Origin of the sequence: Haloarcula sp. H-GB4 (assembly GCF_030848575.1) — an archaeon.
GTDB lineage: Archaea > Halobacteriota > Halobacteria > Halobacteriales > Haloarculaceae > Haloarcula.
Genome location: NZ_JAVDDX010000001.1, coordinates 420,559 through 436,253 on the forward strand (window position 1 = coordinate 420,559; position 15,695 = coordinate 436,253).

Consider the following 15,695-nt stretch of genomic DNA (forward strand, 5'->3'; position numbering starts at 1 on the left):
GGTTGTCTCGCGATAGTTGCACTCCACGTGTCGAATCAGACCGTCAACCCAACGACTAGTGATTCCGCGACCGGTGGTTGCCTCCGTCCCGGTGCAAAAGCCCTCATCCGGTCGTCGGACGAGGTTTTGTTGGTGAAAGAGTACCACGCCGACGGAACGCCGTTCTGGACGCTCCCCGGTGGCGGGACTCAGCCAGGCGAGGACGACCGGGAGGCGCTCGAACGCGAACTCGCCGAGGAACTTGGGTGTCGGAGCGCGATCCACGGACCGGTAGCGACCATCTACTACGCTCACCACAGTCGCTCGCAGACGCTCTCAGCGTATCGTGTGTTCGGGTGTCAGTTGTTGGATCACCCCACTCCGAACGCCGCGGAGGGGATTCAGGCCGCTCGTTGGGTCCGGCCGGAATCGCCGCCGGCGCAGACGCTGCCGCAAGTCCGGTGGGTACTGCGGACTCACTACTGGTGACTGTCACGACGACCGAGCCGAATGCGGCGGCATTCCGGGTTGAGGCAGTCGAGACGCGGGTGGTCCGTCCGGTCACGTCGGTCACCGCCCCGTCAATGTTTACACCAACATTGCAGGGGCGCAATCCGAGACGCTGGAACTGATGACGAACGACACTGACGCCACCGACAACTGACTGGCCCATTCAGGGGTGACGCCGCCCCGGCCGGAGGCTTTTCTGCCTGGCAGGAGTCCGGGACGGTGTGCCATCCCCCTCTGCCGAGAGCCAGTTGAGCGACACCATGCGAGAGCGCGCCGCCGGTGACACCCGGCTCCTCTGGCTCCTCCTCGATGCGAACCGCTGGCTCGTCACCAGCCTCCTCTCGGCCGTCCTGTTCTGTGGGATTCTCGCCGTCGGGCTCTTGCATCCTGAACCGGCCATGACGCTGTTGACTCGCGGCGACCCGGTCGAAACGCTGTTTCAGGCGCTGATTACGGGGACGATAACTGCCGTTACGCTGGTCCTGACACTCAATCAGCTTGTCCTGTCGCAGGAACTCGGTGCGGCCGGCGACCAGCGCGAACGGATGAACGGGGCGATGCAGTTCCGCGCCGATGTGGCCGACGCCGTCGACACGCCGGTCAGTCCGGCAGAGCCCTCGGCGTTCCTCCGGTCGCTGGTTCGCGGGACCGCCGAGCGAGCTGAGAATGCCCAAAACGTCGTCGATGAGACGACCCTTGATGACGACCTGACGGCGTTGCTGTCGAACTATCTGGACGCCGTACTGACCAACGCCGACAGCGTTACCGATCAACTCGACGGCGGAACCTTCGGCGAGTTCGATGTCGTCAAGGCCGCGCTAAACTACAACTACTCCTGGAAGCTGTATGCTGGGCGGCGGATTCGCGAAGCCTACGCCGACGAACTCACCGACGAGATCGACGACTCACTTGCGGAACTCGTCGAGACGCTCGAACTGTTTGGTCCGGCTCGAGAACACTTCAAAACGTTGTATTTTCAGTGGGAACTGTCCGACCTCTCTCGGACATTGCTGTACGTCGCCATCCCGGCGCTTACCGTCGCAATCACCTCATTGTTGTTCCTCGATGTGCAGGATTTCGTCGGCGTCACAGCCGGCGTCCCCGACGCGCTGTGGCTCCTCGCGGTGACGACGACAGCATCGCTGCTTCCGTTCACAGTCCTGATTTCGTACATCCTCCGTATCGTCACAATAACTAAGCGAACGCTCGCAATTGGCCCATTCATCCTCCGTGAGACGGACCGGAGTGTCGACGTCGACTGGGAGTGACGCCGTTACATCACCACGGTATAAGTGCTGGTCTGGACTCGCTAGTACTATGCAGATTGGCTCGCGTCGGTGCATTCTCAATCCCGTCAGCGGCGATGGCGAGCACGCCGACTACGTTCCGCGGCTGATGGCGGCACGCGGGTTCGAGGTGTACGAAACCGAGGCAGCGGGCGACGCAGTCGAACTCGGCCGCGAGGCCGGGCGGGCCGAGGCCTCTGAGGTCGCCGTCTGTGGTGGCGACGGGACGGTGAACGAGGTCGTCCGCGGACTCGATGACGCCGGCCACCTCGACTCGGTGACGCTGAGCGTCATCCCGGCCGGAACGGCGAACCTGCTGGCCGGGAACATCGGTGTCAAGGACATCGAACACGGCGTCGAAATCGCCGACACCGGAGAGACGCGCCCGGTTGACGTGGGTGTCGCCGGCGACGAACCGTTTCTGGTGTCCTGTATCGCTGGCCTTCCTGCCGACGCTAGCGTCTCGACTCCGGGCGACCTCAAGGAGCGGTTCGGCACGCTGGCGTTTCTGCTCACTGGCGCACAAGAGGCGCTCCGCTTCGACGGGCTCGATATCACTATCGCGGCTGTCGGCGAAGACGGACCATTCACCTGGTCCGGCGAAGCCACCTGCCTGCTGGTGGGCAACGCTCGCAAGTTCGTTGCCGAAGGCGGACAGGCAAACATGGAAGACGGCCTGCTTGACGTGGCCATCGTCGAACAGATGCCCACGGGAAACCTCGTCGCGGAGGCCATCGGCCAGCGGCTGCTGACGCTGGACACTGACGGAGTGACCCACGTCCGGGCGGATGAAATCACAGTCGCCGGACACGGCGAGCAACTCACGTTCAGCCGCGACGGCGAACTCAGTACGCACGAGACGCTGTCGCTGTCAGTGCGTGAGACCGCACTGACGCTCCGGGTCGGCCCGGGATACGAGCCGGACCCGACGTGACAAGATGGCGCGACCGGTGGGCGGCGGTGAGCGAAGTGAGTCCGCTCGCGAAACCCCCTGACGGCGTCCCGGATGTTTTTATCGCCGTCCGCCGAGAGGGGTGGTATGCCCTCGCTCTCGATGGGCGCGCTCGTGGTTTTCGCGCTCGTCGCCGCCGCCCTGACGCTGTTTGTCACCGAATGGCTCCCGCCAGACATGACGGCCATCGCCGTCCTCGTCGCGTTGGTCGTGCTGGAACCGTACACCGGTGTCCCGGCGCGGACAGCCATCGAGGGGTTTGCCAGCCCGGCGGTGGTCACTATCGTTGCGATGTACATTCTCAGCGCCGGCGTCGAATCGGCCGGTGTTGTCGACTGGCTGGCCGGGCGGCTCGCGGCGCTGACGGGCGGTGACGAACGGCGTCTGCTGACCGCCATCGTCGGCACGACGGGCGTCAGCGCGGGCTTCGTCAACAACACGCCGGTGGTCGCGGTCTTCATACCGCTGGTCACCGGGCTCTCGGAGCGATACGGTATCTCACCGTCGAACCTGCTGCTGCCGCTCTCGTTCGCCGCGATGCTCGGCGGGACGCTCACGCTGGTCGGCACTGCGACGAACTTACTCGCGAGCGACCTTTCGGCGCAGTTACTCGGCCGGCCGTTCTCGATGTTCACGCTGACGCCTGTCGGCGTGGTCGTTCTCACTGTCGGCGTGGGCTACCTGCTGACGGTGGGTCGGGCGCTCGTCCCCGAACGCATCCACCCCGCAGCCGACTTCACTGAGGAGTTCGAGATGGATCGCCACCTGTCGCAGCTACGGGTTCGCGAGACGTCCCCGCTGGTCGGGCTGACGGTGCAGGAAGCGCTCGAAGGCAGCGTCCCTGTCGACGCGGTTGAGGCGGTTGTTGAGGTGGTCGACACGGGGGAATCACTGCCGACCGAGGCTACCGTTGAGCAGGTCCTTGCCGTGAGTGACCCGCTCGATGTCGACGTGCTCCAGATTGACCGCAACGGCGAGTCGTTCTTCGCGACGGCCACCGATCGGCCGCTCGAACCCGGCGACGTGCTGACGGTCCGTGGGAACCGTCAGGCTGTCAACCAACTCGCACAGACGCTCGACCTGCGGGACCTCGCCCGCGAGTCCGTTACAGCGGACCTACTGGCGGAGAGCGGTCACCCGGGCATCCTCGCGGAGGCCGTCATCGACAGGGAGTCGCGGCTCCGCGGGCGAACGCTCGCCGACGTGCAACTTCGCAGTCGATTCGACGTGACGGTCCTCGCCGTCCGCCGCGGTGACGAGATCATTCACGAGGACCTCACAGCAGTCGAACTGTCCGCCGGCGACCTGCTCTTGCTCCAGACGCCCCTTGACGAAGTGGGACATCTTCAGGATGAGGGCTACCTGACCCTGACAGAGGGCCCTCCCGAGCTGTTCGACGCGCTCGACGGCGGCCAGCCCTCGCTCGACGCCGCTGCGGCGGTCCCACTCGTGACCTTGCTTGCTGTCATCGCGCTTGCGGCACTGGACCTCCTCCCGATCTACATCGCCGCGCTGGGCGGCGTCGTCGCCACGGTGGCGACCGGCACGCTAAGCGCGTCGAAGGCCTACGACGCGGTGAGCTGGAACGTTGTGTTCCTGCTCGCCGGGTTGCTCCCACTGGGGCAGGCGATGCAAGCCACTGGCGGGGCCGCGTTCGTCGGCGCGCTCCTCGTTGACGCCGCCGGCGTCCTCCCGCCGCTCGCGCTGCTGGCGCTGGTGTACCTCCTGACTGCCGTCCTCGCCAGCGCCATCACCCCGGCCGCGACCGTCGTGTTGATGATCCCGATTGCCGTCGCCACCGCCGCTGAAATCGGCGTTTCCGGGTTCCCGTTCCTCGTTGTCGTGACGTTCGCGGTCGCGACGGCCTTCCTGACGCCCATCGGCTACCAGACGAACCTGATGGTGTACGGCCCCGGCGGCTACCGCTTCACCGACTTCGCGCGTGTCGGCGGACCGCTACAGCTGCTTCTGTGTGCAGCTACGACGCTCTCGGTGTCGGTTGTCTGGCCGCTATAAAACTCCCGTGTCGCCGCGTTACTGCTCGTCTTCTTTCAGCTCATCCAGTTCTGACTCGACCTCGCTCTCGTCGACGTCGACTTGTGTACTCTCGTCGGTGAGTTCCTGTTCCAGTTCGGCCTCGGAGACGTCCGCATCGCTCGACCCGCTGTCGCCGTCCTCGGCTTTCCCCATCTCTGCTTTGAGCGTGTCGAGTTCGGCGTCGACTGACCCTTTCTGTCGGACCTCTTCAAGCTCCCGTTCCAGTGAACTCTCATCCGATATCTGACTTTCGAGGACGCCGTCCTCGCGGAGTTCGTCCATCGCCTGCGAACGGGCTTCCATGTCCTCGGTGCGTTCCTCCGCGCGCTCGATAGCCTGATTGATGTCCTGCATCTCGTCGCCCGCGCCGGTCATCGCCTCGTTGACGCGCGCTGACGCCTTGGCGGCCTCGTGGCGAGCCTTCATCGTCTCCTTTTTGGTGCGGAACTGCTCGATCTGTTTCTGCAGTTCGTCTTTCTGCTCGACTAGCTGGTCCTGTTGGCTCTGTAAGTCCTGTATCTGGCCTTCCAGGTCCTCAATCTGGCTCATCTTCTGCTTTTTCTTTTCCAGCGCCTGGCGGGCGAGGTCCTCGCGGTCCTGCTCGACAGCCTGGCGCGCCTGTTCGTTGTGCTTCTCGACGTTCTCTTCGAGGCGGCGCTTCTGTATCTCCAGTCGCTTCTTCTGGGTCGTCAGGTCCGCAATGCCCTGTTTGACGTCCTGCAGTTCGTCACGCAGCTGCTCGTAGCTGTAGTCGAGGGTCTCTGTCGGGTCCTCCGCTCGGTTCAGGACGGCGTTGAGCTTGGAGCGGATGACGTACGACGCGCGCGAGAGGATTCCCATGTATGCGCATTGGTCTCTCCAACCTTAAATTTCTTACAGAGGGATGACGAGTGAACACGTATGACTACCGTCGGGATACCGGGCGGGCGAGATGTCACCGCATCGCTCGACCGGCCGGCATCGGATGCCGTCGTCGTCGCGTGCCCGCCCCATCCGCAGTACGGCGGTAAGCGGTCGGACACGCGCCTGAAAGCGGTCAGTGATGCGCTGGCCCCCGATATCGGCTGTCTCCGCTTCGACTACGGCGCGTGGGACGAGGGCCGTGGCGAGCGGGCCGACGCCGAAAACGCGCTGGTATGGGCCGACGAGGGGTACGACGCAGTCGGCCTGTTTGGCTACAGTTTCGGCGCGGCTGTGGCGCTCTGTGCGGCCGCTGAACACGACACTGCGGCCGACCCCGTGGCCCTGTCAGTGCTTGCACCACCGGCCGGAGTGACCGAGCACCTCGACGTTGTTGCCGCGCTTGAGGCCATCGACTGTCCAGTGCAGGTCGTGGTCGGGGAGCGCGATGCGACAGTGGACTGGGACCCGGTCGTCGACCGGGCCACCGAGCTGGGCCAGACAGTTGAGCACCTGCCAGCCGACCACCATTTCGTCGGTCAGAGCGGCCGTATCGGCGAGACAGTTGGGCCCTTTCTCCGCGACCACCTGTAGCTGCTGGGAACCCACTGTTCAGGGTCCGTGGTCGATTCCTGTCGCCAGTTCAGCGCCCAGTGAACGTATCGTTCAGGCCCCACACCTGCTGGATAGTATCGAAAGACAGAGGCGCTGTCGGCTCGATTTTCAATCATGGATCGCCCGCTCGCGTTCGCTGCTGTGTCGTTTCTCGCCACGCTGGTGACGCTGTTAGTACTGATGCAGACGGCACTCGTCGCGGGCGGGCCGGCACGGGCGCTTGTGCTCGCCTCGGCTGGTGCTATCGGGACGTACTTCGCCATCCGATCCGGCGTGCTCAAGTCCTGACCGTCGCCGAACCCGCCCACGGATACCGAAGGTACATTTATACTATATACTGATAAATAATGTTGTATGTCAACGCGAACCAGGGCGGCGGTGTCTCACTCGACACGGCACGGCGTCGTCTCGCTTCTGGGTGGGTTCGTCGCCGGCTACCTGCTGTTCATCGCAATCGGCTCCAGTCCCGGTGATGCGCTGTTCTCGGCGCTGTCGCTGGCTGTTCTCGTGGCAGCGTGGCGCGTCCTCACGCAGCCGTCACTGTAGTCGCGTTGACACTGCGACGGGGTGGCGAACAGTGCGCGCTCCGAAACCGTTTAGACTACGCGGGGTTCACCGTCGGTATGCCGACCGAACCCGAAACGGACTACGACCCAGAACTGGGTCGGAAGTTCATCTTCGTCACCGGTGGCGTGATGTCTGGCCTGGGGAAAGGCATCACCGCCGCCAGCACAGGTAGATTACTCAAAAACGCCGGGTTCGACGTTACAGCGGTCAAGATTGACCCGTATCTGAACGTCGATGCCGGTACGATGAATCCCTTCCAGCACGGCGAGGTGTACGTGCTCAAAGACGGCGGGGAAGTCGACCTCGATCTGGGGAACTACGAGCGGTTCCTCGACATCGACATGACCTTCGACCACAACGTCACGACGGGGAAGACCTACCAGCACGTCATCGAGAAGGAGCGGTCCGGCGACTACCTCGGTCGCACGGTCCAGATTATCCCGCATATCACCGACGATATCAAGCGCCGTATCCGCGAGGCCGCCGAAGGCAACGACGTCTGTATCATTGAAGTTGGCGGCACGGTTGGAGACATCGAAGGGATGCCGTATCTCGAAGCGCTCCGACAGTTTGCCCACGAGGAGGACGAGGACGATATTCTCTTTACCCACGTCACGCTCGTCCCCTACTCGAAAAACGGCGAGCAGAAGACCAAGCCGACCCAACACTCTGTGAAGGAACTGCGCTCTATCGGTCTTCAGCCCGACATTCTGGTCGGCCGCTGTTCGGACAAACTCGACATCGACACGAAGGAGAAGATCGCACTGTTCTGTGACGTGCCGACGGAAGCAGTCTTCTCGAACCCGGACGTCGACGATATCTATCACGTCCCGCTGATGGTCGAGGAGGAAGGCCTCGATCAGTACGTGATGGAAGAACTGGACATCGCCTCGGAGGCGCTGCCGGAAGACGAACGGGAGAACTGCTGGCGCGACCTCGTCACCCAGAACACCGAAGGCGAGGTCGAAGTCGCGCTTGTCGGCAAGTACGACCTCGAAGACGCCTACATGTCCGTCCACGAGGCGCTGAAACACGCCGGCCTGGAGAAGAACGTCGACGTGAACGTCCGGTGGGTCAACTCCGAGAAAATGAATGACCACCATGCTGACCGGATGCGCGAGGCCGATGCTATCGTCGTGCCGGGCGGCTTCGGTGCCCGCGGCACGGAGGGTAAAATCGAGGCGATCCGGTACGCCCGCGAGAACGACGTTCCGTTCCTCGGGCTGTGTCTCGGCTTCCAGATGGCTGTCGTCGAGTACGCCCGCAACGTACTGGATCTGGACGCCGCCCACTCGGCGGAACTGGACGAGGACACGCCACACCCCGTCATCGATATCCTCCCCGAGCAGTACGAAATCGAGGACATGGGCGGGACGATGCGGCTGGGTGCTCATGAAACCGAAATCAACGCGAACACGCTCGCCGCAACGCTGTACGGCGGCGAGTCCTGCACGGAGCGGCACCGCCACCGCTACGAGGTCAACCCCGAGTACATCGACGACCTCGAAGCCGCCGGGCTGAAGTTCTCTGGCTACGCCGAAAACCGTATGGAGATACTCGAACTCGAACCCGAGGACCACCCCTATTTCATCGGGACGCAGTTCCATCCGGAGTTCCGCTCCCGGCCGACGCGTGCCAGCCCGCCGTTCGTCGGACTGCTCGAAGCAGTCCTTGGCGACGACCCCCACACTGCGACGACTGAGGAGGTGAGCCACTGATGGTGAACGTCGACGAGTTCATCGAGGAGGCGAAAGCCGAGATCGCCGACGAGATCGGGGACAAGCACGCCGTCATCGGGCTTTCCGGCGGTGTTGACTCCTCGACGGCCGCCGCGCTGGCCTACGAGGCTATCGGCGACCAGCTCACCGCCGTCTACGTCGACACCGGGCTGATGCGGAAAGGCGAGACCGACGAGATCCGTGAGACGTTCGATTACATGGATTCGCTGCGCATTGTCGAGGCACAGGACCGCTTCCTCGACGAACTCGAAGGCGAGACCGACCCCGAGGAGAAGCGCCATATCATCGGCGAGCAGTTCATCCGGGAGTTCGAGACGGTCGCCCGCGAGGTTGACGCCGACTACCTGGTGCAGGGGACCATCTACCCCGACCGCATCGAGAGTGAGGGGACGATCAAGTCCCACCACAACGTCGGTGGTCTCCCCGAACGCATCGACTTCGACGGCATTGTCGAGCCGATGCGGGACCTCTACAAGGACGAGGTCCGTGAGGTCGCCCGCGCGCTCAACCTCGAAGAGATCATCTCCGAGCGGATGCCGTTCCCCGGTCCGGGACTCGCCGTCCGGATCATCGGCGAGGTCACCGAGGAGAAACTGGCGGTGGCCCGCGAGGCCAACCACGTCGTCGAGGAGGAACTGGAGGAGTACGAGCCGTGGCAGGCGCTCGCTGCCGTCATCGGCAAGGCCACGGGCGTCAAGGGCGACAACCGCGTCCACGGCTGGGTCGTCGCCGTCCGCTCCGTCGAGAGCCGGGACGGAATGACCGCCCGCGCACAGGAACTCGACTGGGACACGCTCCAGCGTATGCAGTCGCGCATCACCGGGGCCCACGAGAACGTCGCCCGCGTCGTCTACGACGTGACCCACAAACCGCCGGCGACAATCGAGTACGAATGAACGTCGTTCTCGTCGGCTCGGACCCCAACGGACTCACGGACGCGCTCGAAGCCGAGGGACACACTGTGACGGTCGCTGACGTGGGCAACCGCCCCGGGCTGGAGGAGGCCGGCATCCACGAAGCGGACGTGTACCTGCTGACTGAGATGTCACAGGCGACCTCCATCGCCGTCGCCAAGGACCTCAACCCCGACCTCCGGATCGTCGTCTACGCAGAGGGCTCCCTGCCCGATTTCGCCAGCCGACAGACGGACCTCGTCGTCGACCCGGGCCTGCTCGGTTCCGACGCGGTCGCCGAGGAACTGTAGCGCAGTCCCACACGGTCCGGTTACTCACACCGTCGCCGCGAGGCGGTCCAGCCGCTCTGAGCCGTTTTTTTTTTCGAAGGGAACGCCATGGCCCGGCACAGCAATCTCAAACTGTGGTGCGCGCTCGGCAAAATCTCTGACACTCCGGGCAACGGCGTCGGTATCGTAACTCAACAACCACGGTGACGGCTCGAAGCGGCCGCTGTCCTCACGGACGAGGTCACCTAGCAGTCCCAGTGACAGCGACTCGCTGACGTAGCAGACGTGCCCTGGCGTGTGTCCGGGGGTGTGATAGGCGGTGAAACTCCCGACGGTATCGCCGTCGGCCAGGGGGATAACGTCGTTGTCCGGTGCGTCGACGAACGGTGAGACGAGTCGCTGGAACGCACCCTTGTGGTTTCCCAGCGGCGGCGACCGCTCACCGGTGACCAGCGGCGCGTCCCGCTTGCCGACGTAGATGGGCACGTCGATGCCGTCGAAGGCGGTTAGTCCGCCGACGTGGTCGAAATCGAAGTGTGTGAGGAGGATTCGGTCAAGATCCCGGAGTTCGTAGCCGGCCTCGCTCAGGCCGGCGACGAGCCCGTTCCCGTGCCAGGGCAGCCCCGTGTCCACGAGCGTGAGCGCGCCGTCGTCGTCAACGAGCGTCGCGTTGACGCCCGTGAGATCGTACCACCAGACATCATCGTCGAGCGCCGTTACCATAGCGCGGGATTGGTGTGGCGATTCCTAAACCCTTGGTCACCACTCCGTCTCGGCGAGCCGACTCCGGTTCTAATCGAGTGCGACCGGCGCAGCCTGTCGCACATCGTCCTGAAGTCGGTCAGCGTGTTCGAGCCGAGTCTCGCGAGCATCGTGAGGTGTGACCGGTTCCGGTCTGTCGAACGTCGGCGCGACCGGCTCGTACGCGTCCACATCGAATCCCATCCGGTCGAGATACGACCGAACGCTGTCCGAGGTGGCTCCGTCCCGGATAGCGTCGTTCGCGTATGCAAGGACAGCATCGAACTCTGGGAGCACGATTTCGTCGTCGGTAACGCGGCCCGTTTCGCCCTCGATACGTACTTCGGTTTCCCTGAGGTGGTCCATGAGAGACGCAACAGCATCGGCGAGTTGCAGGACCTGACTCGGGAGTGCAGCGTCGGGCGACCGCCACTCGACGGTGCCGAACTCGGCCCGAAGCTGGACCGGCGTCCAGATCGTGCTTTCGGGCTCGAAGTTCGCTGCGACAGTCCGGCGGTCGACACCAGCGTCGACAGCCGCGGTCACGAACTCATCGTAGCGCCGTTCGAGCCGGCGGTCCCACTCCGCAGTGTCGTCGAGATACGACCACAGCCAGCCCTGGTGTGGCACTGAGTTGTACGCCATCCAGCGGTACAGCTTCGAGCGCGCACTGTCGGCCAGCCGCCGGCCACGGAAGTACGGCGAGGATGAGACGAGCGCTAGCGCGGGGTCAATGGCAATCAGCGCGTTCAATTGGTCGATTTCCCGCCCCGACTGCTGTTCGACATGGATGTGCGTGCCGGCACAGTGGCGGACGTACTCGAAATCGTCGCCGACGACACAGTTTTGAATCCGGGTCCGGTCACACGGAATCTCCTGAATCTCGTCAGCGTTGACTGGGGTCGAAAGCGGCACGAGCCGTTTCCCGAGGTCGTCGGCCCGTCGCAGCACAGACCCGAGCCGGCCAAGGAGTTCCTCGCGCAGTTCTGTCGCTGTCTCACACGGGGTCGTCTTGACTTCCAGCAGGGGCTCGACGAACTCCCGCTCTGCCCCAGGGGTTGCGTCGACGAGCGCGCCCGGTTCGACCAGCCGGCCCGCGTCGTCGATGACCCAGTACTCCACTTCGATGCTCCGTCGTATCGGATCGGATTCGTGTACTGACACAGTGGCCTCGCTGTGGGTTCATCGGTGTGTTCCCGCGCCGAAATCCAGTGGTAACACACCACACAAAAGATGCGGCCAGACGGCTTATCATAGTTGTGTGATTAGTAATATTTGCCACACCATGCGCCACGATTGCGGGGGTAAACGCTACAAAATACTTCATACGTGCCACCACCCGCCGAATCCTCTCCTATCCAGAGATCGTTGGTTCGAAACGGAACACCGCTCAGAACGGCAACTGTGACCGGACGAACTGCACGCCCGTCTTGACCTTTGACGGGTCCCGAATCCGCTCCATCTCCGCGTCGGTGAGTTCGAAATCAAAGATCGCCATGTTCGCTTCCAGATGCTCGCGGCTCGATGCCTTCGGAATCGCGGCTACGCCTTCCTGCTGGACCAGCCACCGGAGCGCGACCTGCGCCGGGGATTTCCCGTACCTGTTCCCGATCTGGATGAGCGCGGGGTCGTCGAGGACGCCGCCGCGAGCCAGTGGGCTATACGCGGTCAGGAGCACGTCGTGAATGCGACAGTAGTCCAGCAGTTTCCGCTGGTCCCAGTAGGGATGGTACTGCACCTGATCAGTGAAAATAGGGGCTGAAGAGATGCCTCGTGCTTTGTCCAGCAGCGACGGCGAGAAGTTGCTGACGCCGATGTGTCGAACTAGCCCCTCCTCGACGAGGTTGTTCATCGCGCCGAGAGTCTCGGATAGCGACGCCATCCACGGCGTGTTCGGCCAGTGAATGAGCAGGAGGTCAAGGTAGTCTGTTCCCAGTTTATTCAGGCTCTCGCGGGTCGACCGGCGCACACTGTGCTCGTCGCGGTTGGACCCGTCGAGCTTCGTCGTCAGAAACACGTCCTCGCGGTCGACCGTGGTGGCGTCCATCCCCAACCCGACCTGCCGCTCGTTGCCATACGCCTGTGCGGTGTCGATGTGGCGATAACCCATCTCCAGGGCCGTTTCAACGGTCTCACGGCAGGTATGGCCGGTGAGCTGCCACGTTCCGAGGCCGAGTGCGGGGACCGAGGTTCCTTGGACCTGAATGTCGTCCATGTACGGTGTTGGAGGGGGCCGGTGAAAAGTCAGTGGCTCCGATGTGTCGCGGCCTCGAACCAGCCAGTGCTACTGTGGCGTCACTTCTCGAGGATAGTCCCGCCAGAACCGACCGCGATGTCGGTGCCGCCCCGGACGACGGCCTTCAGGTTCTCGCCGGCAGGAGTCTCCTCCTGTGTCCAGTCGCCACCGCTGAGGGCGTACACCTTGCCGCCGCCACCGACCGTGTAGCCAGCACTGTCGTCGTCGGTGACCTCGATGTCGCGCAGGCCGGCGTCGCCGGTGTCAGTCGGCATCCACTCGGAGCCGTTCCAGTGGAATATCATGCCGCCACCGCCAGAGACCCACACGTCGTCCGGGCCGTCGGAGTCGACGCCGTAGAAGTTGACGTTGGCATCGGCGAGGCCGATCTTGTTCCACGTTGCGCCGTCATCGGTGACGAAGACGCTCTTGTTGCCGTCGACAATGTGGCCCGAGCGAACCCCGTGGAAGTCGACGGCGTTGATGGCCGATCCCGAGCCGGGCGTGGTGTAGTCCCAGGTCTCACTCGCGCCGTTCTCGAAGCTGTAGTACATCTTGCCGGAGTCGCCGGCGACGTAGACGTTCGCCTCGCCGGCGCTGCCGGTCACGGACACATCGTTGAAATTGTTGGTGACGTCCATCGGGGCGCTGTGGTCGGTGAGGACGCCCGACTCCACGTCGTACTCGCCGATAGCGCCCGACGCGCCGACGAACCAGAGGGCCTTGCCGTCGTCGGTCACGTCGGCCCCGTAGAGGCTGTTGCCGTTGCCGGTCGGGCCGCCGCCGATGACCTTCTGCCAGCCCGTACTAGTTCGTTCGAGGACGATACCACCACCCGCCACCGCGTACGCACCGGCCGTAGTGTACTCGACATCGTGGAGGGTGTTCCCGGTCGGGGACTCGACGGACTCCCAGGGACCGGCCGCCGCAACCGTCCCGGAGAGGGCCGCCCCACCCAGTGCAGCCGCAGCTGTCGCGCCGATACCTTTGAGCACGCCGCGTCGTGTCGCGTTGCGATCGGACATGACACCCGGCCCTGTGGACTGTCTCCACTTCAATGGGGGGCGCAGTTAACGACCTTTCACGGCGATTTATCCGTTTAAACGGCCGATATCTAGGAGTACAAGCCGTTGGCATCGGCAAAATTGGCTGCCCGGATCGAACCGGCAAATATCACGTTAAGTCGGGTAAACGGACACAAGACTGATACCATGACTCCGCCGCCTCTGGGTCAGGACAGTTCAGCGACGAGGGACGGGGCTTCCGCCGCGATGATCTCGTCGATAGCGACACGGGCCGCCGCTGGGTCTGCGGGCAGGCAAAACACTGGCGTCCCGTCGGCTATTCCGGCCGTCGCGCGGACAGCGATGACACTGGTCCCCTGCTGCTCGAAAAGAAGGCCCCGGTACACTTCCTCGAACCCCGGCAGGGCCTTCTCGAACAACGGGTGGACCGCTTCGAGCGTCTGCTCCGACGGGGCGACACCGAGGCCACCGGCAGTGACGACGACCGCCACGTCGTCACGCCTGACCAGTCGGTCGACGGCCTCCTGGATGCCGTCGTAGTCTCCTCGAAGGCGCTCACGGGCTGTGACTGTCTGGCCGGTCGCTTCGAGTGCTGTCTCCACCGCCTCGCCCGTCGGGTCGCCTTCCTCTGTCGCTGTCCCGACTGTGACGACGGCAGTGGCCACCGACTGCTCCTGCGCCGCGTCTGTCTGGGTGGCTGTCTGCGCTGTCGTCTCATCCGCTGTCTGAACCGCCGCTTTCTCCTCCGACTGAGCGGCTGATCGGGTCTCAGTGTGGGGTTCTTCCTGTGGGCCCTCGTCAGGTCTCTGTGTCGCCTCGGCAATCACTTCAGCGTCCTGTGTTTCAGCCGTTGATTGGCTGTCCGCACTGTGATCCGCCGCCTCGTCGATTCGCTCCGTCACAGAGCTGTCAGTTTCGGGCTCCGAGGTAGACTCGTCACTGTTCTCTGCGGTATCATCCGTTCCAGAGGTATCTGGGCTGTCAGCCTCATCTGGGACTCTGTCGTCATTCCTCGTCGCTGTATCCGCTGCTTCGGTGGGTTCCGAACTAGTGGCCGCGTCGTCAGTCTCGGCTGCTGCGGATTCCTCGTCGTCCCCCGTCTCGGCCTCATCTATCTCCTCGTCCTCCCCGTCAGTCGAACCCCGGCGTGTGTCACGGGACTGGAAATCCACCATACTACTCCATCGGCTGCGGTGAATAAATACCCTGACGACTGTTTGCGGAACTGCAATATATATAATATCTGAAACCGATACGCTTAAAATATAGAAAGAAGAAAGAAAATGTATGGCTGGAAGATACCACGTTGTCTGCCATGAGTGTGCGTTCGAGGGACTCTACGACGACTCGTCGGTCGCGGAGGGGCAGCGGGACGCACATGCTTCCGACAGCGGCCATCGGATGAGCCTGCGTGACATCTCGAGCCAGGAAGCACCCGGTCTGTCGCAGTAGCGGGACCGTTAGCGTTTTGCGCACGCTTGCCTGACTCCGAGATATGCAGCCAGGTTGTTCCGTCGGTATTACTGGAGGTGGGCCCATCGTGACGCACCGTTCGAGCAGGTGCGACGGGGTGCGTGCCGATGGCTGACGACGAATCCGGCTACGTCCATCGCCCTGACACGGAGCCACAGTCCACAGAGACGTCACGTGCGGACAGTGAAACGGGCACGGAAGCCGCCGACGGTCCCGAGTTCGGAACGAGCGGCTGGATTCTGGTCGGGATGATCGGCGTGGCGTTCCTCCTCGTTCCTGGCGCAATTTTGCTCTTGCCGGCCGCCCAGACCGTCATCAGTAACTTCGGGCTCACGCTCCGGGACGCCTATCTCACGCTCCCGCTTGTTCCGGCGTTCGCACTCGGTGCGCTTGCGGTCTGGTCTGCGCTCCGTTCGCAGTCGAAGTGACCGAGAATAGTTATGTCAGGGACG

At 63.6% G+C, this 15,695-nt stretch carries 18 protein-coding genes; 12 read left to right on the plus strand and 6 right to left on the minus strand.

Annotation, left to right across the window (positions count from 1 at the left end):
- Positions 1-27 precede the first annotated feature (27 nt).
- The 4 genes from RBH20_RS02210 to RBH20_RS02225 all read left to right on the plus strand — a co-directional run bounded on the left by RBH20_RS02210 (position 28) and on the right by RBH20_RS02225 (position 4,743).
- Positions 28-468 carry an NUDIX domain-containing protein gene (locus RBH20_RS02210; protein ID WP_306705065.1) on the plus strand — a complete coding sequence of 147 codons (441 nt, stop codon included), beginning with the start codon at positions 28-30 and terminating at the stop codon, positions 466-468.
- 281 nt (positions 469-749) lie between these two features.
- Positions 750-1,757: a hypothetical protein gene (locus RBH20_RS02215; RefSeq protein WP_373567953.1), complete on the plus strand. Its 1,008-nt coding sequence runs from the start codon at positions 750-752 to the stop codon at positions 1,755-1,757.
- A gap of 49 nt (positions 1,758-1,806) precedes the next feature.
- On the plus strand, positions 1,807-2,709 hold the full coding sequence (locus RBH20_RS02220; protein ID WP_306705071.1) for a diacylglycerol kinase family protein: 903 nt from the start codon (positions 1,807-1,809) through the stop codon (positions 2,707-2,709).
- A gap of 105 nt (positions 2,710-2,814) precedes the next feature.
- Complete coding sequence (locus RBH20_RS02225; RefSeq protein WP_306705073.1) at positions 2,815-4,743, plus strand: SLC13 family permease; 1,929 nt, start codon at positions 2,815-2,817, stop codon at positions 4,741-4,743.
- Between the two features lie 18 nt (positions 4,744-4,761).
- Here the strand turns inward: RBH20_RS02225 and RBH20_RS02230 are convergent, their stop codons facing one another.
- Positions 4,762-5,604: a PspA/IM30 family protein gene (locus RBH20_RS02230; RefSeq protein WP_306705074.1), complete on the minus strand. Its 843-nt coding sequence runs from the start codon at positions 5,602-5,604 to the stop codon at positions 4,762-4,764.
- A gap of 60 nt (positions 5,605-5,664) precedes the next feature.
- On the opposite strand from RBH20_RS02230, the gene RBH20_RS02235 reads away from it, so the two are divergent.
- The 6 genes from RBH20_RS02235 to RBH20_RS02260 all read left to right on the plus strand — a co-directional run bounded on the left by RBH20_RS02235 (position 5,665) and on the right by RBH20_RS02260 (position 9,789).
- Entirely contained in the window at positions 5,665-6,258 is a 594-nt protein-coding gene (locus tag RBH20_RS02235; protein ID WP_306705075.1) for an alpha/beta hydrolase, read from the plus strand.
- Positions 6,259-6,393: 135 nt separating this feature from the next.
- Positions 6,394-6,567 carry a hypothetical protein gene (locus tag RBH20_RS02240; protein ID WP_306705076.1) on the plus strand — a complete coding sequence of 58 codons (174 nt, stop codon included), beginning with the start codon at positions 6,394-6,396 and terminating at the stop codon, positions 6,565-6,567.
- 66 nt (positions 6,568-6,633) lie between these two features.
- Complete coding sequence (locus tag RBH20_RS02245) at positions 6,634-6,825, plus strand: hypothetical protein (RefSeq protein ID WP_306705077.1); 192 nt, start codon at positions 6,634-6,636, stop codon at positions 6,823-6,825.
- 77 nt (positions 6,826-6,902) lie between these two features.
- Positions 6,903-8,564, plus strand: coding sequence for a CTP synthase (locus RBH20_RS02250; protein WP_306705078.1), 1,662 nt, complete (start codon positions 6,903-6,905; stop codon positions 8,562-8,564).
- A complete protein-coding gene (guaA, locus tag RBH20_RS02255) occupies positions 8,564-9,481 on the plus strand; it encodes a glutamine-hydrolyzing GMP synthase (protein ID WP_306705079.1) in 918 nt (305 codons plus the stop codon). The genes RBH20_RS02250 and guaA overlap by 1 nt, the downstream gene beginning before the upstream one ends.
- Positions 9,478-9,789, plus strand: coding sequence for an NAD-binding protein (locus RBH20_RS02260; protein ID WP_306705080.1), 312 nt, complete (start codon positions 9,478-9,480; stop codon positions 9,787-9,789). The genes guaA and RBH20_RS02260 overlap by 4 nt, the downstream gene beginning before the upstream one ends.
- Positions 9,790-9,813: 24 nt before the next feature.
- Here the strand turns inward: RBH20_RS02260 and RBH20_RS02265 are convergent, their stop codons facing one another.
- From RBH20_RS02265 to RBH20_RS02285, 5 genes are all read right to left on the minus strand, one after another.
- Positions 9,814-10,491: an MBL fold metallo-hydrolase gene (locus RBH20_RS02265; protein ID WP_306705082.1), complete on the minus strand. Its 678-nt coding sequence runs from the start codon at positions 10,489-10,491 to the stop codon at positions 9,814-9,816.
- 69 nt (positions 10,492-10,560) lie between these two features.
- Positions 10,561-11,673 (minus strand): glutamate-cysteine ligase family protein, encoded by a 1,113-nt coding sequence (locus tag RBH20_RS02270; RefSeq protein WP_306705085.1) that lies wholly within the window; start codon positions 11,671-11,673, stop codon positions 10,561-10,563.
- 226 nt (positions 11,674-11,899) lie between these two features.
- Entirely contained in the window at positions 11,900-12,724 is an 825-nt protein-coding gene (locus RBH20_RS02275) for an aldo/keto reductase (RefSeq protein WP_306705087.1), read from the minus strand.
- 80 nt (positions 12,725-12,804) lie between these two features.
- Entirely contained in the window at positions 12,805-13,770 is a 966-nt protein-coding gene (locus RBH20_RS02280) for a hypothetical protein (protein WP_306705089.1), read from the minus strand.
- A 206-nt stretch (positions 13,771-13,976) separates the two neighbouring features.
- Positions 13,977-14,945 (minus strand): molybdopterin-binding protein, encoded by a 969-nt coding sequence (locus RBH20_RS02285; RefSeq protein ID WP_306705091.1) that lies wholly within the window; start codon positions 14,943-14,945, stop codon positions 13,977-13,979.
- Between the two features lie 112 nt (positions 14,946-15,057).
- Here RBH20_RS02285 and RBH20_RS02290 point away from each other — a divergent pair, with 112 nt between their 5' ends.
- Both RBH20_RS02290 and RBH20_RS02295 read left to right on the plus strand, forming a co-directional pair.
- Positions 15,058-15,222, plus strand: a complete 165-nt coding sequence (locus tag RBH20_RS02290; protein ID WP_306705093.1) for a hypothetical protein — start codon at positions 15,058-15,060, stop codon at positions 15,220-15,222.
- A 128-nt stretch (positions 15,223-15,350) separates the two neighbouring features.
- On the plus strand, positions 15,351-15,671 hold the full coding sequence (locus RBH20_RS02295; RefSeq protein ID WP_306705095.1) for a hypothetical protein: 321 nt from the start codon (positions 15,351-15,353) through the stop codon (positions 15,669-15,671).
- Positions 15,672-15,695 lie beyond the last annotated feature (24 nt).